The following is an 18,924-nucleotide window of genomic DNA, read 5'->3' on the forward strand; positions in this document are numbered from 1 at the left end:
CGTGAAAATCTCCCTAGCAATGATCGGCGTCGCCGCCCTCGTCCTCGCCGGTCTGCTGGTGTTCAATGACGACAGCAACGAACCAGAACCGGAAACTGCTCCCACCAGTGCAGACACCGCCGACTTACTGGTCCGCGATGACAGCCCCCGCTTGTCTAAGGGTGGCGAAGCAGTGTTCGTGGAGTTCCTTGATTTCGAGTGCGAAGGCTGCCTGTCTCTTTACCCGGTCATCGAGGACCTGCGAAAGGAATACGGGGACCGTGTCACATTCGTCGTGCGACATATGCCCTTACATAACAACTCCGTCAACGCAGCCCTGGCCGCCGAGGCGGCTGCTGAACAGGGCGAGTTCGAGGCGATGTATCAACGTTTGTTCGAAACGGTAGACGAATGGGGCCACCAGGAGACATCACAACGCGAGAAGTTCTCTGGTTACGCTAAGGAACTCGGCCTGGACATGGACCAGTTCACCGCATCCTATGATGATCCGGCCACTCTCGAGCGCGTTGAGCAGAGCCAGAAGGACGGGCAGGCCCTCGGTGTCACCGGCACGCCAACGTTCTTCCTCGACGGCGAGAAGCTCCAACCCGAAAGCGTCACTGACCTGGAGGAAGCTTTCGATGCTGCCCTCCAAGACTGAGACCGGCAACGAGACGGAGACACAAGAAGCCCCGGTCACCTCGCCCCATGGCCTGGCAGCGTTGTTCGTCGTAGGCGGGCTCATCGGGTTGATAGCGGCTGTGGTGTTGCTGGTGGAGAAGATGACACTGGCCGCCAATCCGGACTATATCCCCAGCTGCAACGTCAACCCAGTTCTCTCCTGTGGCTCGGTAATGGCGACTCCGCAAGCCGCGGCATTTGGTGTTCCGAACCCGATCATCGGCGTCGCAGGTTTCGCCATCGTCGCGGCTATCGGCGTAGGTCTTTTCGCTGGAGGGCGATACACCGCCTGGTACTGGGCCACCATTCAGATCGGTGTCACGTTCGCGGTCATCTTCGTGCACTGGTTGATCTATCAGAGCCTCTACGTCATCGGGGCTCTTTGTCCCTACTGCATGGCAGTGTGGGCAGTGACGATCCCCATCTTTTGGTACACCTCTACCCGAAACCTCAGATCTCTGAGCAAGGGACAAAAGTGGATCAACCTGCTCCACGAATACCGTGGAGCGATCCTGACTGGCTGGTTCCTCCTCATCATCGTTTTGATCGCCAACCGCTTCTGGGACTACTGGTCCACTCTCGTGTGATCCTCAACGCGATGAGTCGTCACCGCTCTAGGTAGTCTCGACGACCACGATATGGACCGGAAGAGATTCGCCTATTAATCCTTCTCGACTTGAGCCGCCATCTCAGTCTGTAAAATAGCCGTCGTTTATCACTGAAGTTCACAGTCACAATTAGCGGTATGCGGCTTGGGTTGGCGGCTTTGCTGTCCCGCAAGCGGATCCTCAACTGACACCGGCGCTTTATACCCTGGGATGACGTTTCGCGCAGGCGACTTCTGACATTCCGCAGCATTGTGCACACGAGTACCGAACGACCAGTATTCAATAGCTGACTGCAAAACACCGAGAACACGGGACTGAACGTGCAGGCGGCTTCTGAAAATGACAGCCGGTGTGTCACGTAAACGAACATTTAAGTGACGAGGTGTGTAGATGCTGGTTGGGTACGTTCGAGTCTCGAAGGCTGATGGTTCACAGACAACTGACCTCCAGCGGGACGCGTTGTCTGCTGCTGGCGTCGATGATGCGCAATTGTATGAAGACAGAGCTTCAGGCAAGAAGGACGACCGACCACAACTGATCGCATGTCTCAAGGCTCTACGTTCAGGAGACACCCTGGTGGTGTGGAAACTCGACCGGCTCGGTCGAGATCTTCGACATCTGGTCAACATCGTTCACGATCTCACTGACCGCGGCGTCGGGTTGAAAGTCCTCACCGGCCAAGGCGCGGCCATCGATACAACGACCGCGTCAGGGAAGCTGGTGTTCGGGATCTTTGCTGCCCTGGCTGAGTTTGAGCGCGAACTCATCTCCGAACGCACGAAAGCCGGTCTGGAATCTGCCAGAGCGCGAGGACGCAACGGTGGCCGTCCCTACAAAATGACTCCGGCCAAAGTACGCCTCGCGATGGCTTCTATGGGCCAACCAGGAACCAATGTGGGTGCACTGTGCCGGGAGCTCGGGATCAGTCGCCAAACCTTGTATCGACATGTGTCACCGCCAGGCGAGCTGCGCGACGCTGGCCGCGACGTCATGTCGGCAGCCAAACGATAGTCAACCCATTTCAGGGTCGTCGTCGCTCGACGGCAATCGTGTCGCGCCAGCGGTCGGCAAGTGGCCCGTAGGTCATGTAAGCAATACGTTCTCGCCGTCCGACAGTTCGAAAACCAGCGTGCTCGTGGAGACGAAGGCTGGCGGTGTTCTCGGGAAAGATCGACGACTGTATCGTCCAGATGCCACGTTGGTCGGTGAGACTGATGAACTCAGACAATAGCTGAGTGCCGACACCTTTGCCTGAAGCATCGGGGTGCACGTAGATCGAGTGTTCGACGACGCCTCTATAGACCTCGCGAGACGATACCGGCCCAGCGCCCACCCATCCTAGAATTCTCCCATCTGCATCCACGGCGACACGACACAGATCCAGCCGCCTGGTTGCACAAAAGTCCTCCCAGGCGGCTGGTGGAGCAGCTTCGAAGGTGGCGTGGCCGGTCTCGATTCCCGTGCGATACAAGTCCTTGACCTCGGACCAGTCAGAGCTGACCATCTCTCGAACATGGAGGTCGCTCATGACATCAGGCGCGAATGAAGTTTCTCGACGCGTCTGCGGATGTCGTCGCGGACGAGGCGCATGCGTTCGATGCCCTCGATTCCTCGCTCAGACGGCTCGTCGGTATCCCAGTTCTCCAATTCTGTGCCCGCAGGCATCTCCACGGTCGCTTCACGTCCCAAGGTGATGACGATATCGGCCGCTTTGAGCTCAGCCTCGTTGACAGGCTTTGGACTGCCGTGACTGATATCGATGCCCAGCTCGTCCAACGACTGCACCGAGAGTTGGTTGAGTGATTGACCGGGCTTTATGCCAGCAGAGACCACATCGATCGTGTCGCCGGCGAGATCGCTCATGAGCCCCGCGGCCATTTGGGACTTTCCGCCGTTTTTCACACAGACAAAGAGAACGCGTGGTGGAGTTGTCATCGTGTCTCCTGGTATGCACTGCGTCCGTGCTCCAAGCCGGTCGGAATGCCAATCGAGACCGGCTCAGCGGGCGCACCGCAGCACGAATCAGCCTCGACAGTATCGGCAACAGGTGCGTCACAAGAGGACCCAACGTCGGCTGAACACACGCCTGTTTCAGGAAGAACCAATTCGACTCTCTCTGCGGCAGCCTGATCGCCTGCCAGGGCTGCAACGATGGAGCGGATCTGCTCGTATCCGGTGAACATCAGGAACGTGGGCGCACGACCGTAGGACTTCATGCCCGCGATATAGAAGTCCTTCTCCGGATGCGCCAGCAGGTTGGCTCCGTGGGGCGGAACGGTTCCACAGCTGTGATATTCGGGATCAATGAGCGGACCCAGCTGTGTCGGTGCTTCAACAACAGGATCGAGTTCGATGCGGATCTCGCGCAAGAAGTCGAGGTCCGGCCGGAATCCGGTGGTCGGGACGACGCGGTCGACGTTGAGCGAGACTGACCCGTCGGGCGTGGTCCCTGAGACAGTGAGTCCATCAGTGGTGTTGAGCTCCGTAATGGTCACTGACGTGTGGACGTCAATGCGTCCGGTCTCGACGAGGTGGCGCAGACGGGTGCCCAGCGCTCCACGAGCCGGGAGCCCATCCTGGTCGCCGCCACCGTAGACGCTGGCGGGGTCGGCTCCGCGAATCGCCCAGCTGATGTGTGTGGTCGGTTCTGCTTCGTTGAGTTCGCCCAGAGTCAGCAGCGTATTTGCGGCCGAGTGCCCGGCACCGACGACGAGGACGTGGCGGCCGGCGAACTCATCCCGGTCTCGTCCAAGAACATCGGGCAAAGGCGAGGTAACCAGTCCGGCTTCTCTTGCCGCGGTCTCACCGATGGCTGGAAGGCCCGCTTGGCCGAGAGGGTTCGGGGTTGTCCATGTGCCGGAAGCATCGATGACGGCGCGTGCGTGATGATCTTCGATCACTCCGTCGGCAGTCTGGGTGCGGACGAGGAAAGCCGTGGCATCGCGATCTGGTGTGCGTGTCCGGTCCATACCAAGACGGCTCACAGCGATGACGCGGATCTGTGTGCGGATTGCATCGCGCAGCTGTGGAGTCGCGGCCAAAGGGGCAAGGTATTCGTTGACGAGTTCAGTTCCGGTCGGCAGATAATCACTGTCGGGTTCTTGCCAGTCAGTGCCTTCGAGGAGAGTGCGAGCGGCGTGATCAATGTTGTACTTCCATGGGGAGAACAGACCGATATGGCCCCATTCGCTGACGGCTGCTGCCGGTGTAGCTCCGGCTTCGAAGACGAGTGGTTTCATCCCACGCGTGACCAGATGGGCGGCAGCAGCTAAGCCAACGGGGCCAGCGCCGATGACGACGACCGGAAGATCAGCGAGGGTCGAGTTCTCAGGGATAATGAATCTCCTTCTTAGCAGTGGCAAATTGATCGATGAAAACCGGGCGAGTAACCACTCTTCCGCGGAGACCGTATCCACGAAGTCTCCTCACGGACAATCGCCGACAAAGTCTCAAACTCCCACCGTCAAACATCGATGTGTGTCGATATGTATTCAAGCACCACGTATCGACAAATGTCAATGTCTTGGCATAATAGAGATGTGATGACTGAACAAACTCTCCCGGCCGCAGTGCCGCTCTCGTGCTGCCCGTCGTTGACGATGAGACCTTTGGGCCAGGACGATGCGGTGGAATTTGCTCGGCTCTTCAAGGCTGTGGCGGATCCGACCCGATTGCGGCTGGTGTCGCTGGTGGCGGCGAATGTGAGTAATGAGGCGTGCGTATGTGACCTCACCGAACCCGTCGGGTTGGGCCAACCAACCGTGTCCCATCACTTGAAGATCCTTGTCGATGCCGGGGTACTCGACCGCGAGAAGCGCGGCGTTTGGTCGTACTATTCGATCAAGGCGAGTACTTTGGACAAGCTGGCTGCTTTCCTCTCTCCCGCGTGACCAATCCGGTGACTGGGCGACCGCGAGGTGGTCTTGCCGCGCTGTCTGCCGCGCAGATCACCAGCTGGGGGTTACTGTACTATTCGCTTCCAGTCGCGGTGACACCGATCTCCCAGGACACGGGGTGGAGCCCCACAGTGATCACTGCTGCTCTCTCGGCTGGTCTCATCGTCTCAGCTGTGGCAGGTATTCGAGTCGGGCGCATCCTCGATGCCAGCGGTCCGCGAACGGTCATGACGGCTGGTTCGGTCATCGGTGTCGTGGCGTTGTTGCTAGTGGCGTGGTCGCCGTCGCTTCCCGTGTTTTTCACCGCGTGGATCCTTGCCGGATTTGCACAGTCCGCGGTTCTTTATCCTCCAGCATTTGCTGTCATCACTCGGTGGTATGGAGCCGATCGGGTCGGACCGTTGACGACGCTGACGCTGGTCGGAGGACTAGCATCGACGGTGTTCGCGCCCTTGGTGGTCGCCCTCATCGATGGTCTCGGTTGGCGCGGCAGCTACGTGGTGATGGCCGGTGTCTTGGCTGTGATCACAGTGCCATTGCATGCGCTTTTTCTTAATGGGCGCTGGTCTGATGATGCTGTCTCGCAATCTGCAGCGGTATCCAAGGCCGAGGTGAGGCAGGTGACTCGCACACCGAAGTTCATCATCTTGCAAATCGCCATGGCAGTGGCCACGTTCACTTTGTTCGCGGTGACGATCAACATCATTCCGCTGTTTCTTCAACGTGGCATGGGCTATTCACTCGCCGCTGTGGCCCTCGGGCTCATCGGTGCCGGACAGGTCGTGGGCAGGATCGGATACCCCCAGTTCGCACGATCGACCTCGGCACGCACACGCACGGTCACCATCTTTGCTATGGGTGCAGTGAGCCTGTTGACGCTGGCTCTCGTGCCTGGTCCGTCATGGCTGCTGATCGTGGTTGCGATACTTGCCGGTGCTGTGCGGGGCTGTCACACGCTGCTTCAGGCCACAGCGGTCTCGGACAGATGGGGGACGAAGAACTTCGGTACGATCAACGCAGTCTTCACCGCACCGATGACGTTTGTCGGTGCCTTTGCCCCTGTGGCCGGACCCGCTTTAGCAGGTCTGCTGGGCGGATATCCTGCTATGGCAATGGTGATGGCGGTATTGCTCATTGGTGCTGTCGGGCTGACGACTCGATCCTGATGTGAGGTTCCAGGGTTCTCTCGTCCACGGTGTTGCCAGCCGCGGTAGTACTCGATCCGTATTGGTACCGTGGTAGCTACTGTGCTTGAGTGCTTCGCACGTATTTGTTCACGTCCGCGACAGCAGACTTCGCTGTGCGGGCGGCACCGATGATGGTCGCGGAGGCAAACCCCGTCCAATCGCCATACCCCAACAGGTGCAGTCCAGAAGCATCGATGCTTTGAGTCCCCTCTGTGACTGGATGCCCGTTCTTCCAGGTCAATTCGAGCCCATTGAGATGGTTGAGGTGTGGTTTGAAGCCGGTGCACCAGATGATGGCATCACAGCTGTACTCGCTACCATCGGCCCACGAGACCCCAGCCGAGGTCAATCGCTCGAACATCGGCAAAGCGTTCAGGTCACCACGGTCGCGTGCAGCCTGAACGGGCGGGACCATGACGATATCGCCGAGCCCCGACACACCATCGTGGTCGCGCCCGGCCCGCTGGGCCGCCTCGCGGGCGGTGGCAACATCGAAGAGGACTCGTCCATCGACGTCGTCAGGCATGAACCGTGGTCGGCGCTGCGTCACCCACAGTGTCTGCGCCACGGTCGAGACTTCCGCGACGATCTGAGCGGCGGAGTTCCCACCGCCGACGATGACGACCCGTTGGTCGGTGTAGTCCTCGGGCGAATCGTATTCCACGGTGTGTAGCTGCCGTCCCGTGAAATCCTCACAGCCCGGATAGGCCGGAACATATGGGCGTTGCCATGTTCCGGTGGCGCTGATGACCGCCGTGGTCTCTAGGGTGCCGGTATCGGTATCGACGAACAGTTGCCCCCGGTCCTGGTAGACATTGCTAACGTGGACCGGTCGGTGAACCGGTAGATCGTAGCGGTGTTCGTATCGGGTCAGGTAATCAATGACATGATCGGCGGTGGGAAACGACTCGCCCTTCTGCGCAGGCATCGGCCAGCCCGGCAACGGACTGTACCCGGCCGGTGAAAACAGACGCAACGACTGCCACCCGTGCTGCCAAGCTCCGCCGGCGCCGGCGTGGTAGTCGAGAATGACGAACTCGAGACCCGTCCTGCGAAGAAAGTATCCAGCTGCGAGACCCGCCTGCCCACCGCCGATGACCACGACATCAGTCACCCGATGCACTCAATCTTGACCAAGTAGGTCAGCCACAAGCGCCTCGATGCGGGTCTTGATATCGTCGCGGATCGGGCGAACCGCTTCGATGCCCTGGCCTGCTGGGTCATCGAGTTCCCAGTCCTCGTAGCGCTTTCCCGGGAAGAAGGGGCATGCGTCGCCACAGCCCATGGTGATGACCACATCTGAGTCCTGCACAGCCTCGTCTGTGAGAACTTTCGGCTGCTCGGCGGTGATGTCGATGCCGACTTCGCTCATCGCCTCGACAGCGATTGGATTGATGTGTTCGGCCGGGACCGATCCAGCCGAGCGGACTTCGATGCGGTTGCCCGCAAATGGCGCAGATAGCCGGCAGCCATCTGCGAACGGCCAGCGTTGTGGACGCACACGAACAAGACAGAGGGTTTCTGGTCAGCCATAGGGGTGGTCTCTCTTTCGATCAGTTAGTGAGGGAATCAAGTAGGGCCTGGACGCGGGTAGCAAGGTCGTCGCGGATGAGTGCCACGCCCTCGGGGGAGGCCAATGCCGGGTCGGCGACTGACCAATCTTCGTAGCGCAGGCCGGGCACGATGGGGCAGACGTCACCACAACCCATCGTGATCACGACATCAGCCGCACGGATCGCGTCATCGGTCAGTGGCTTCGGGAACAATTCCTCGACGTTCTCCCCGTCGATGTCGCTGATGAGTTCGGCAACATGCGAGTTGAGTCCTGCCGCCGGAGTCGAACCAGCGGATCGGGCGATTACGCGGCCCCCTGAGAGTTGGCGTGTAAGGGCCGCGGCGAGTTGGGATCGGCCGGCATTGGCGACACAGATGAAGAGCACCTGCGGAGGCGCGCTGGCTCTGTCCCGGGTGATGTCAGCCAAGCGTTGCTTCGCGAAGCGCTCGGTCAAGGGGACGAGGTAGCGAGTGATTTTCGCCGATCGAGCCAGCGCCGTGTAGGAATCGCGCACGATGCCGGTGACAGTCTCTGGCGACACACCAGCTGACGCTGCCGATAGGTCTGTGATCAAACGGTTGATGTGGGCATCCATGTCGAAGGCACTGACAGCCACTGTCGCCTCAGGCTGCGGGTTTGGTGCGATGACGGTAGGGGCAAAACCTTCCAGTAGAGCGCTCACAGCGGCCTGGCGTCCGGCTGCGATGCGATACCAGACCCAGGTGCCGCGACGTTGAGACTCGAGCAGCCCCACTGTCTTCAGTACTTTCAAGTGATGAGAGACAGTGGGCTGGGAAACGTCGGCCAGCTCTGCAAGATCGCAGACACATGACTCCCCACGAGGGTCGGTACAGATCGCTGAGAGCATCCGTAACCGCAGAGGGTCAGCGAGTGCTTTGAGTGTTCCGGCAAGCGTCGTCGCGACGTCGACAGCAATGGCGTGGGATGGATCTGGGGCACACGTTTCATCGTCAGTGGGGATCATAGTGGTTTCAGTCATGACGATTTCGCCTCCACAGCGTAGGGGTCAGTGCGGAACCATGCTTTCGCGGCCCAGAGCGAAACATAGACGAGTCCGACCAGAACCGGAACCTCGATGAGAGGGCCAACGACCCCAGCCAGGGCCTGTCCACTGGTAGCACCGAAAGTTCCGATGGCGACGGCAATGGCGAGTTCGAAGTTGTTGCCTGCTGCGGTGAAGGCCAGTGTTGTGGATCGAGCGTAGCCAAGACCGAGGCTCTTGCCGAGCAGGAGCCCGGCGAACCACATCAGCGAGAAGTAGACCAGCAATGGCAGTGCGATTCGAACGACGTCCAAGGGCTGGCTGGTGATCTGTTCGCCCTGGAGTGCGAAGAGTAAAACGATTGTGAACAGGAGACCGTAGAGCGCCCACGGTCCTACACGGGGAATGAACTTCTCCTCATACCACTGACGGCCGCGACGTCTCTCACCGATCCATCGGGAGGCGAATCCGGCGATCAGTGGGACGCCGAGGAAGACGAGCACGTTGAGAGCGATCTGGCCCATTGACACTTCGAGGCCTTGAGTATCAAGTCCCAACCAAGTGGGTAGGACGGTGAGGTAGAACCAGCCGAGGACTGAGAACATGACGACCTGGAAGACTGAGTTGATCGCGACCAATACGGCCGTTGCTTCTCGGTCACCGCAGGCGAGGTCGTTCCAGATCACGACCATGGCAATACATCGGGCCAGGCCAACGATGATCAATCCCGTGCGGTATTCGGGGAGGTCTGGCAGGAACGTCCAGGCCAGAGCGAACATGACTGCGGGTCCTGCGAGCCAATTGAGGACCAAGGACGAGATCAGCAGTTTCTTATCGCCGGTGACGGCGGCGACCTTGTCATAACGGACTTTAGCGAGGACGGGGTACATCATGACCAGCAAGCCGAGGGCGATGGGTACTGAGATGCCGCCGATTTCCAAATGTGAAAGAAGCTCGGAGACCCCGGGGATCAGGCGGCCGAGGAGGAGGCCTGCGATCATGGCCAGGCCAATCCAGGCCGGCAGCCACTTGTCTAATGTCGACAGGCGTGCAGGTGTCGTCTGTTGTGTGGTGGTATCTGCAGTCATGCCAGGAGCTCCTCGATCTTGTTCACGATGTCAGGGCGCGGGTGTGCACCGATGAGGACGTCGCGTCGTTGGCCGTTACGGTAAAAGCCGAGCGTAGGAATGGATGTCACTCCAGCCGCTGTGACCGCTTCGGGATTGGTATCAGCGTCGATCTTGACGACCTTGACTCGTCCTTCGTATTCGTCAGAGAGCTGGTCGAGTATCGGTGCGATCTGCTTGCACGGTCCACACCAAGTCGCCCAGATGTCGACGACCACGGGAATGTCGGAATCGATGACCTCGGTTGTGAATGTGGCGTCTGTGACAGTCGTCGTACTCATGCTGGGACCTCCAACAGTGTTTCGGTGTGGGATATGTCGGTTGTGGCAGAGAGGAAGTGTTGGGCATCTATGGCTGCTGAGCAGCCTGTGCCAGCAGCGGTGATCGCTTGCCGGTACCGGCTATCGACGAGATCACCGGCGGCAAACACTCCGTCTTGGTTCGTGGCTGTCGACGGGTGAGTGACCTGTACGTATCCATCGGAGTTCAGGACGACCTGTCCGGTCAGGAGCTCTGAGCGCGGATCATGGCCGATCGCTACAAATACCCCCGACACCGGCAGGGTCCGTTCGGCCCCGGATACGGTATCGCGCAATCGCAGCCCCTCGACTTGAGTTTGACCGATGATCTCGGAGACCTCGCTGTTCCAGGCGACCTCGATCTTCTCGTTGGCCATGACTCGGTCGGCCATGACCTTCGAAGCGCGAAACTCCTCGCGCCGATGCACGATTGTCACCTTGGAGGCGAAACGAGTCAGAAACAGCGCCTCTTCCATGGCAGAGTCGCCACCGCCGATGACGGCGATCTCTTGTTGTCGGAAGAAGAAGCCGTCGCAGGTTGCGCACCAGGACAGGCCGTGGCCGCTCAATCGATCCTCTTCGGGCAGGCCGAGCTTGCGGTAGGCCGATCCTGTAGCAAGGATGACCGCGCGGGCGTGGAATGTTTCACCCAGGCCGGTTTCGACGGTCTTGACGTCACCAGTCAGATCGAGACGGATGGCGTCATCAAAGATGATGCGTGCACCGAACCGTTCGGCCTGCGCACGCATTGCCTCCATCAGTTCCGGGCCCTGGATTCCATCGATGAAGCCAGGGAAGTTCTCTACTTCGGTCGTGGTCATCAGTGATCCGCCAGCGGTGACGGAACCAGCGAGGACCACCGGAGACAAACCGGCCCGGGCTGCGTAAACAGCGGCGGTATAGCCGGCAGGGCCAGACCCGACAATCACTAACTCTTGAATCGACATGCTTCTATATTGACATAGATCAATATAGAGCGCAACTGCTAGATCTTCCACCAACTCTCATACCCTTTGCCAATGCACTGGCTCATCTTCAGCGCCAATGCCTACCGAGGGAGTGCCTCATGTGCGGGGACTGCTTCAGAAAATGCCGCGTGACAGGTTGAGCAACAGATCTCCCGCCCGTCCGGCAGCAGCCTCGAGGGGGCGCCGGTACCATTTCGATGAATTCGCACTTCTTCGCAGATCGTTGCGTGTTCTAGACACAGGCCGACACCGCAATGGACACACACCGCGACTGCCCTCGCCGTGATTTGCTCGCTGCTCGCGTGCTCCCAGCAATTCATAGTCATCCTCCCTGATTTGAGAACTATCGATATAGAGCCTAATTGGCGCATCGATAAGCGTCAATGTAGAGCGCTGATGCGACTGAGCCATCCGGTTCGCTAGTGCCGCGGAGGCGGCCGCTCGCACAATTGCATTCTCGGCGGTGGCACTGCGGGAAGTTTGAGATCTCAGCCTAAGCGGCTCGGGTTTGAAGCCCCCGCATCCGGCAAGGTTGCTGCCAGAATGTGAGCGGAACACGGTAGCTGTCTGAAGCTGGCCCTAGGAAAGTGCGTGCAGTCGACATCTGAAAGATGTGCAGCCGCCTTCTGAATCTGACACTCGCAGCCCGACTTCACAGGGCAGAGAATGTCTCGATAACCTGTCTCATTGTAAACTGTCTTGCATTCGTGACTTTTCGGTGTTTGTGAGTCATTCTTGAAGCATGAGGCTTCTGGGATACACGCGAGTCAGTACCGCCGGACAGGATGCGCAGCTTCAACTCGATGCACTCGTCGGTGCTGGGGTTCAAAAGCGGGACGTGTTCTCTGATGTGACTTCCGGTAGTAAGACGGCGAAACAGCGCCCCGGCATGAGACGACTACTTGACTATGCCGAAGACGGCGACACCGTCGTCGTGTGGCGCATCGACCGGCTCGGCCGCTCACTCCTTGACGTTCTGGCAACCGTAAACCTCCTGCGCGACCGAGGTGTGAAAGTCCGTTCTGTTTCAGACAACATCGACCCTGAGACTTCATCGGGGCGCATGATGTTGGGAATGCTCGCCACCCTGGCCGAGTATGAGCGTGAACTCATCACTGAACGCGTCAATGCAGGCATTGCCGCAGCTAAGCAGAACGGCACCAAGTTCGGGCGGCCGCCGGTAGACCCGGACGAGATCGCCCAGAAGCTCGAGATCGCCGAAGACGCCCGCGGCAAAGGACGCACTGCTGAAGACGCAGCACGCTTGGTGGGCTGGTCGCGAGCCACGTTGTATCGACACCGTCAGGCCGCCGGCACCCACGACACACTGGCGGAGCCGGTGTGAGATGGACGGGCCGGAGAAGAGGCGCATCCTTCGGCTCCACGTTGAAGACGACATCGCTCTGACAACTCTGGCCCAAGACGCCGGTCTCGGCTTGCGCACCCTGCAACGCTGGCACCAGCAATACAAGACCGGCGGGATCGCCGCTCTTGAATCACAGACCCGACACGACTCTGGTTCCAGGCGTACCCATCCTGAACTCAAAGCGTTCATCGAACGACTCGGCCTCACGCGCCCACGCCCGAGCATTGCTACTCTCCACCGCCTCACGGTTAAAAAGGCGAAACGAATAGGCGAGGCGGCACCAAGCTATGGGACGGTCCGCTCCATCCTGGAAGGCTTGGATCCGGCGATGGTGACTCTCGCCCTCGATGGTCCTGTCGCGTACAGGGATCAGTACGAACTCATCTACCGGCACACCGCCGAGCGCCCCAATGACACCTGGCAGGCAGATCACACGGAACTCGACATCCTCATCACCGATGCCAGTGGACGCCCGGAACGCCCGTGGCTGACGACAATCATCGACGACTGTTCCCGAGCAATCTGTGGGTACATGGTCTTCACCGGAGCACCCTCAGCAATGAATACCGCGTTAGCACTCCGGCAAGCGATCTGGCGCAAAGACGACCCCGCCTGGGCAATGTGTGGCATCCCCAACGTCCTCCACGTCGACCACGGCAGCGACTTCACCAGCCACCACCTCGAATACACCGCCACCGCGTTGAAAATCCGGATCATCTACTCAACCATCGCCCGCCCGCAAGGCCGCGGCAAGATCGAGCGCTTCTTCGGCACCCTCAACACCGAACTCCTCTCCATTCTGCCTGGATACACCGGAGGTCCCGAGAAGAAACCGACGCCCGCAATGGACCTGACCGCCCTGGACCAGGCGATTGGTGACTTCATCACGGCATACAACGAACGCCCGCACCGAGAGATCAACACCAGCCCCAAAGCAGCCTGGATCGGTCAAGGGTGGCTCCCAAGAATGCCCGAGACACTGGCCGAACTCGACGGACTGTTGCTGACCGTGCCTAAACACCGCACCGTCCGCCGCGATGGCATCCACTTCCAAGGTCAACGCTATCTCTCACCCACACGCGCCCCACTCGTGGGGAAACCAGTGACGATCCGCTATGATCCCCGTGACATTTCAGAGATCCGAGTCTACGAACGCGACACCCTCATCTGCGTGGCCATCGACCAGACGAACCCGAACCAGAGGCTCAGCCTCCGAGAAGTCGAATCAGCTCGCCGGGCCCGCCGCCGTCAGTTGCGCAAAGACATCAATGAACGCATTCCCAGAACCACACATCGGAAAGAACCACAACGAAATGACAAGCCTCGACGTCGGCGGTCGAAGCTGCGCACCTATGAAGAGGACGAGTAATGGCACGAGACTTCATCATCACCAAGGAACACCGCCGCTTCAAAGAATTCGCCACGGCGGTACGCAAAGACAAGACCATCGGCATCTGCCACGGTGAAGCAGGTGTCGGCAAAACACTCTCAGCCCGCCGGTACGCCCACTGGGATGAAGTCGGCACTTTCGTGGACGAATGGGGCCCGTACTGAAGACGATGCGAAGGTCCACGCCACCGCTCACCGATCCCGAACCGTCTTCTACACCCCCGAAGTTCTGCCTAGGCATAAGCAGATCATGACCGACATCAAACATTTACAGATGCGGGTCGGCATCTGTGTTGACGAACACTTACGGACAATAGGTAAGGTCACCGGCTTCCGCGTCGGTGACGTAACAAAGCTCGTGGAACTGATCATCATCGACGAGGCTGAACGGTTGACTCCGACGGCGCTGGAACTCCTTCGCGATGAACACGATCGGCACGGGTTGGCGATCATTTTCATTGGCATGCCCGGAATCGATCAGCGATTTCGTCACTATCCACAGCTGTACTCGCGTCTCGGGTTCTCCCACAATTACCGTTCACTCGGCCGTGACGAGCTCCTCTTCGTTCTCGACAGGCAATGGAAACGCTTGGGTGCAACTCTCGACATGGACGACTTCACCGACGCACAAGCGGTGGCGGCGATCGAGCGAATCACCCGTGGGAATTTCCGCCTCCTCGAGCGGCTCTTTCCACAGATCAAACGAGTCATGAGAATCAACCAGCTTGAGACCGTCACTGACGATGTCGTCGAAGCTGCTGCGAGCATCCTTGTCATCGGTAGCTAACGCCATTATGCGATGAACAATCACCGCCATTTAGCACTGAAGCTCACACACTATCGATCAGCAAGTGGACCACCTCGCTGATCGAGGAGTTGACGTACGTCCGCGAGATCAGGCCCTTGCCTTGCTAGCTTCCACGGGGTACTACCGACTCACTGGGTATCTGTACCCCTTTCGCGATGCCGAGAGATACCGAGATGAGGACGGTCGATCGCGTGTTCGCGTCCTCGAGACTTATCGCCCAGGGAGCTCAATTGAGTATGTGCAAGAAATCATCGATTTCGACAGAAAATTGCGCTTACTCGTTTTGGAGGGGGGTCGAACGCATTGAAATAGCTGTGCGTATGCAGGTTGGATACGTCTTGGGGCGCACTTCGCCATTTGCACACCTGAACTCAACCACTTTCCAGCCAAACTTTGTCCAGCCCCGCCTTGATAGTGAGATGCCCATTCAGCACGCGGTCTGGTTGAAGCGGGTTGCTGAGCGGCGCGATAGTTCAGATGAAGCGTTCGTTACACACTTTCGAAGTAGATATGACGACCAGATGCCTATATGGGCGCTGACAGAGATTCTTGAACTTGGCCAACTGCCCCGCCTCTATAAGGGCCTCAACGACGAATCTTCACTGGAAATCGCCCAAGCATTCAATGTCCCGACCAAGAGGCTCATGAGCAGCTGGCTGGCAAGTCTCAACTATGCGCGCAATGTAGCTGCCCATCATGCTCGACTCTTCAACCGGAAGCTTCAGAATTCCCCAGGCCGTCCCAAGCCCGATGTCATCCCCGTGCTCAACCATTTGCGCGAGTTCGAGCTCAAGGGTGGTTATGGTGCCTACAACATTCTCGCAGTGGTGGCCTATCTGCTGACGTGCATCGAGGGAGGCGAGACCTGGACTTCCAGCTTGGTCGCGTTACTCAACTCGTTTCCGCGGTCTGACATTCTTGACCTTTCGTCGCTAGGCGTTCCTGACGACTGGTCTGACCTCGAGCTTTGGAATTGATCGGTTCTTATCCAGAAGTCAAAACCAGTGACTAGGGGGCACAGCGTTTGACGGACTTCGGTTGTACTGCGTGAAATCAGGTGGGTGCTCTGCGAATGGGGCGAGGACGTCCTATGCATCGCTTGCCTAGATTGGGGTCGCCCTCGATATCGGAGGCGACACGGCTACTCGCAGCGGCGGTCAAACTACAGTCAAAGGTCTGATGAACATGCCGCTGGAATGACGGGAAACCTCGGCGAAGGTGACGATTTCGGGTGACCTGGTGACGGTGTTGGACTATGCTGGCAAAGTTGCCGGAAGCGACCCACAAGGTCGAAGCTCGCTCTTGTGCGTGCCGCTTCTGCACTGCGCATGGTCGCCGATTCCTTCACAAAGGGGTTCGAGTACGCACCAGCGCAGACGTCACCGCACCACCATTCGCGTGGCCTTCAGTCCTGACCGACCGCTGTTCCGAGCACCCCACGGTGCGGGCACGGCGATTGACGAACTTCGATGACAGCACTGGTATCCCGCCGGCCGTCACACGACCAAAAGGATCAATCATGACGACTACGACCGAAACCGCCGCAACGTCGGCACAGACCTCAGCTCCTGCCATCACCGATGGGGAGATCTTCGCCGCTCACGAGGGCGGAAAGCTCTCCGCCGAGCTCACCAGCCCGCTCGAGACTCAGCGCGATCTCTCGATCGCCTACACGCCAGGCGTGGCCAAGGTCTGCACCGCGATCAAAGACGAGCCGGAACTGGCACGCACCCACACCTGGACCGGTCGCCTCGTCGCCGTCATCTCCGACGGCTCGGCTGTCCTGGGGCTCGGCGACATCGGCCCCAAGGCCTCACTTCCGGTCATGGAAGGCAAGTGCGCGCTGTTCAAGAGCTTCTCCGGCCTCAACGCCATTCCGATCGTGCTCGACACCAATGACACCGATGAGATCGTCGAGACCATCGTGCGCATGGCCCCGACCTTCGGTGCCGTCAACCTCGAGGACATCTCCGCACCGCGCTGCTTCGAGATCGAGGACCGGGTCAAGGCCGCCCTCGACATCCCAGTCATGCACGATGACCAGCACGGCACCGCCGTCGTCGTCCTCGCTGCGCTGACCAACGCTCTGCGCGTGGTCGACAAGTCATTCGAGTCCCTGCGCGTCGTCGTCTCCGGTGCCGGTGCTGCCGGTGTGGCCGTGGTGAAGATTCTGCGTGATGCCGGCGTCGGCGACGTGGTCGTCCTCGACTCCAAGGGCATCGTCGAAGCAGGACGCAGCGACCTTACCGAGACCAAGCAGGCGCTGGCCTCCGAGACGAATCCTCGCGGAATTGCCGGTGGAATCGACACCGCGCTCAACGGTGCCGATGCATTCATCGGCGTCTCCGGCGGCACCATCGCCGAGGAGCACCTGTCGCAGATGGCCGATGACGCGATCATCTTCGCCCTGTCCAACCCGAACCCCGAGGTTCTGCCCGACATCGCAGCGAAGTACGCGACCGTCGTGGCCACCGGACGCAGCGACTTCCCGAACCAGATCAACAACGTCCTCGCGTTCCCCGGAATCTTCCGCGGCGCCCTGGACGTGGGAGCCACCGACATCACGGATGCGATGAAGCTCGCCGCCGCGCGTGCCATCGCCGACCTCGTCGGTGACGACCTGCGCCCGGACTACATCGTGCCCGGCGCACTCGACGAACGCGTCGCTCCTGCTGTGGCTACAGCGGTTGAGACTGCCGCCGATGCAGATGGTGTTGCTCGGGAGTAAGTTCCCTGGAGTTCCTGAACCTCCTGGCTGCGACTAGGTGGTTGTAGACAGACGAATGGGCGCCGGTGCTGATGCACCGGCGCCCGTTCTGTCGTTCGTCTCAGACTGCGTCAGCCCTTGGGGCAGGCCTAGTAGCCAAGCTCAGGAATCCTCAGGAGTCCTCGGGAGTCTGATCTTGGTGATTGGTGTGGGGCCTGACGGCGTCGACTGCGCGCTTCATTGCCGACTTCGTCTCAGCGGGTGCGCTCTGTGCTGCCTTCGACTCGGCCTGCTTCTGGGACCGGGGGCCGGTGGCGCCCTTGAGCCCTGAAGTGTTCTTCGCATCCTCAGACGCATTGGCCGCGAACAGGGTGTTCCTGATCTCCTGCGTCATCTCACCCAGGCCGCCCGGGTTCGAGGGCATGAACAGCACGTTGGAGCGACCCTCTTGGGCTACGTTCTGCATGGTGTCGAAGTACTGGGTCAGCATCAGCAGCTGTTCGGCCGTCCTGTCGATGCCCACCGACTGCAGCTTCGAGTACTGTTCGGCGATGCCTTCGGCAATGGCCTTGCGCTGTGCGGCGACACCTTCACCGTGCAGACGCATCGCTTCGGACTCCGCCTGCGCCTGCGTGACGCGCTTGATCTTGTCGGCCTCGGCCAGGGACTGGGCGGCCACACGGTCACGCTGAGCAGCATTGATCGAGTTCATGGAATCGCGAACCTTGGAATCCGGGGTGATGTCCGTGACCAGAGTGCTCACAATCTTGAACCCGTAGCGGCGCATCGACTCCGAGAGCCGGCGTTCGACGTTTTCAGCGATATCGTCCTTCGACTCAAACGCCGTGTCCAGAGTCAGGCCCGAGAGTGCGGAGCGCACGGTGTCGAAGACATAGGACCTGATCTGCTCCTCGGAGTTCGCCAGCTTGTAGTAAGCGTCGGTGACATTCTCCTCCTCGACGACGTACTGCACGGCGACGGGGACTGTGACGAAGACGTTGTCGCTCGTCTTCGACTCGATGTTGACCTCGAGCTGCTGAACACGCAGGGAGATCGGTTTGCTGATCGTTTCGACGAGGGGCATCTTGAAGTTCAGGCCCGGCTTGGCGACCTTTTTGAACTTGCCGAAGCGCTCGACGATGACGTTCTCCTGCGTCTTGACCGTGAAGAACATGCTGGTCCTCAACTTGCCGAACAACAGTACGGCCAGGATGAGGACGACGACTACGACGGCAATGACGCCTCCGGTGAGAATTTCCATGGCTCCTCCGAGCGTGGGTGGGTGCGCTGTTTCCTACAACATCTGTTGCTGACCCACTCTAGTCGTCACGGAGCCTGCGGCGCGAGGGTC

At 59.6% G+C, this 18,924-nt stretch carries 20 protein-coding genes and 2 pseudogenes; 11 read left to right on the plus strand and 11 right to left on the minus strand.

Annotation, left to right across the window (positions count from 1 at the left end):
• Positions 1-19: 19 nt before the first annotated feature.
• From PGC08_RS03150 to PGC08_RS03160, 3 genes are all read left to right on the plus strand, one after another.
• Positions 20-640 (plus strand): DsbA family protein, encoded by a 621-nt coding sequence (locus PGC08_RS03150; RefSeq protein WP_009885363.1) that lies wholly within the window; start codon positions 20-22, stop codon positions 638-640.
• Positions 621-1,247, plus strand: coding sequence for a vitamin K epoxide reductase family protein (locus PGC08_RS03155; RefSeq protein ID WP_009885362.1), 627 nt, complete (start codon positions 621-623; stop codon positions 1,245-1,247). The genes PGC08_RS03150 and PGC08_RS03155 overlap by 20 nt, the downstream gene beginning before the upstream one ends.
• 411 nt (positions 1,248-1,658) lie before the next feature.
• A complete protein-coding gene (locus PGC08_RS03160; protein WP_009885361.1) occupies positions 1,659-2,279 on the plus strand; it encodes a recombinase family protein in 621 nt (206 codons plus the stop codon).
• 10 nt (positions 2,280-2,289) lie between these two features.
• Here the strand turns inward: PGC08_RS03160 and PGC08_RS03165 are convergent, their stop codons facing one another.
• The 3 genes from PGC08_RS03165 to PGC08_RS03175 are packed head-to-tail and all read right to left on the minus strand — an operon-like array spanning position 2,290 to position 4,603.
• The gene (locus tag PGC08_RS03165) at positions 2,290-2,796 is read right to left on the minus strand and encodes a GNAT family N-acetyltransferase (RefSeq protein WP_009885360.1); all 507 of its coding nucleotides are present in this window, start codon (positions 2,794-2,796) and stop codon (positions 2,290-2,292) included.
• On the minus strand, positions 2,793-3,203 hold the full coding sequence (locus tag PGC08_RS03170) for an arsenate-mycothiol transferase ArsC (protein WP_029417808.1): 411 nt from the start codon (positions 3,201-3,203) through the stop codon (positions 2,793-2,795). The genes PGC08_RS03165 and PGC08_RS03170 overlap by 4 nt, the downstream gene beginning before the upstream one ends.
• Positions 3,200-4,603 carry an FAD-dependent oxidoreductase gene (locus tag PGC08_RS03175; protein WP_029417806.1) on the minus strand — a complete coding sequence of 468 codons (1,404 nt, stop codon included), beginning with the start codon at positions 4,601-4,603 and terminating at the stop codon, positions 3,200-3,202. Before PGC08_RS03175 ends, PGC08_RS03170 begins: the two co-directional genes overlap by 4 nt.
• 207 nt (positions 4,604-4,810) lie before the next feature.
• Between PGC08_RS03175 and PGC08_RS03180 the strand changes: the two genes are divergently transcribed.
• Together PGC08_RS03180 and PGC08_RS03185 are read left to right on the plus strand one after the other, a co-directional pair.
• Positions 4,811-5,158 (plus strand): ArsR/SmtB family transcription factor, encoded by a 348-nt coding sequence (locus PGC08_RS03180; protein WP_035279754.1) that lies wholly within the window; start codon positions 4,811-4,813, stop codon positions 5,156-5,158.
• Between the two features lie 98 nt (positions 5,159-5,256).
• The gene (locus tag PGC08_RS03185) at positions 5,257-6,330 is read left to right on the plus strand and encodes an MFS transporter (protein ID WP_442868168.1); all 1,074 of its coding nucleotides are present in this window, start codon (positions 5,257-5,259) and stop codon (positions 6,328-6,330) included.
• 76 nt (positions 6,331-6,406) lie between these two features.
• Here the strand turns inward: PGC08_RS03185 and PGC08_RS03190 are convergent, their stop codons facing one another.
• From PGC08_RS03190 to PGC08_RS19525, 7 genes and pseudogenes are all read right to left on the minus strand, one after another.
• Complete coding sequence (locus PGC08_RS03190) at positions 6,407-7,465, minus strand: ArsO family NAD(P)H-dependent flavin-containing monooxygenase (RefSeq protein WP_271709515.1); 1,059 nt, start codon at positions 7,463-7,465, stop codon at positions 6,407-6,409.
• Between the two features lie 9 nt (positions 7,466-7,474).
• Positions 7,475-7,884 (minus strand): annotated as a pseudogene (locus PGC08_RS03195) (arsenate reductase ArsC).
• A gap of 20 nt (positions 7,885-7,904) precedes the next feature.
• Positions 7,905-8,906 (minus strand): metalloregulator ArsR/SmtB family transcription factor, encoded by a 1,002-nt coding sequence (locus PGC08_RS03200; RefSeq protein ID WP_029417800.1) that lies wholly within the window; start codon positions 8,904-8,906, stop codon positions 7,905-7,907.
• Complete coding sequence (gene arsB, locus PGC08_RS03205) at positions 8,903-9,997, minus strand: ACR3 family arsenite efflux transporter (RefSeq protein WP_009885352.1); 1,095 nt, start codon at positions 9,995-9,997, stop codon at positions 8,903-8,905. The genes PGC08_RS03200 and arsB overlap by 4 nt, the downstream gene beginning before the upstream one ends.
• Positions 9,994-10,317 (minus strand): thioredoxin, encoded by a 324-nt coding sequence (gene trxA, locus PGC08_RS03210; protein WP_009885351.1) that lies wholly within the window; start codon positions 10,315-10,317, stop codon positions 9,994-9,996. Before trxA ends, arsB begins: the two co-directional genes overlap by 4 nt.
• Entirely contained in the window at positions 10,314-11,282 is a 969-nt protein-coding gene (gene trxB, locus PGC08_RS03215) for a thioredoxin-disulfide reductase (protein ID WP_029417799.1), read from the minus strand. The genes trxA and trxB overlap by 4 nt, the downstream gene beginning before the upstream one ends.
• A gap of 101 nt (positions 11,283-11,383) precedes the next feature.
• Complete coding sequence (locus PGC08_RS19525; protein ID WP_081448665.1) at positions 11,384-11,674, minus strand: DUF2180 family protein; 291 nt, start codon at positions 11,672-11,674, stop codon at positions 11,384-11,386.
• A 371-nt stretch (positions 11,675-12,045) separates the two neighbouring features.
• Between PGC08_RS19525 and PGC08_RS03220 the strand changes: the two genes are divergently transcribed.
• The 6 genes and pseudogenes from PGC08_RS03220 (at position 12,046) to PGC08_RS03245 (ending at position 17,594) form a co-directional block, all read left to right on the plus strand.
• Positions 12,046-12,648 carry a recombinase family protein gene (locus tag PGC08_RS03220; protein ID WP_029417797.1) on the plus strand — a complete coding sequence of 201 codons (603 nt, stop codon included), beginning with the start codon at positions 12,046-12,048 and terminating at the stop codon, positions 12,646-12,648.
• Position 12,649: 1 nt separating this feature from the next.
• Positions 12,650-14,038: a Mu transposase C-terminal domain-containing protein gene (locus tag PGC08_RS03225; protein ID WP_009885348.1), complete on the plus strand. Its 1,389-nt coding sequence runs from the start codon at positions 12,650-12,652 to the stop codon at positions 14,036-14,038.
• Positions 14,038-14,845, plus strand: a pseudogene (locus PGC08_RS03230) (AAA family ATPase). Before PGC08_RS03225 ends, PGC08_RS03230 begins: the two are co-directional and overlap by 1 nt.
• Positions 14,846-14,909: 64 nt before the next feature.
• Positions 14,910-15,173 carry an Abi family protein gene (locus PGC08_RS03235; RefSeq protein ID WP_165770809.1) on the plus strand — a complete coding sequence of 88 codons (264 nt, stop codon included), beginning with the start codon at positions 14,910-14,912 and terminating at the stop codon, positions 15,171-15,173.
• A gap of 13 nt (positions 15,174-15,186) precedes the next feature.
• Positions 15,187-15,843 (plus strand): Abi family protein, encoded by a 657-nt coding sequence (locus PGC08_RS03240; protein WP_096146875.1) that lies wholly within the window; start codon positions 15,187-15,189, stop codon positions 15,841-15,843.
• A 542-nt stretch (positions 15,844-16,385) separates the two neighbouring features.
• Positions 16,386-17,594 (plus strand): NAD(P)-dependent malic enzyme, encoded by a 1,209-nt coding sequence (locus tag PGC08_RS03245; RefSeq protein ID WP_069599444.1) that lies wholly within the window; start codon positions 16,386-16,388, stop codon positions 17,592-17,594.
• A 151-nt stretch (positions 17,595-17,745) separates the two neighbouring features.
• Here the strand turns inward: PGC08_RS03245 and PGC08_RS03250 are convergent, their stop codons facing one another.
• A complete protein-coding gene (locus PGC08_RS03250; protein WP_009885181.1) occupies positions 17,746-18,834 on the minus strand; it encodes an SPFH domain-containing protein in 1,089 nt (362 codons plus the stop codon).
• Positions 18,835-18,924 lie beyond the last annotated feature (90 nt).

This window comes from Brevibacterium sp. BDJS002 (genome assembly GCF_028201555.1).
GTDB classification, from domain to species: Bacteria; Actinomycetota; Actinomycetes; order Actinomycetales; family Brevibacteriaceae; genus Brevibacterium; species Brevibacterium aurantiacum.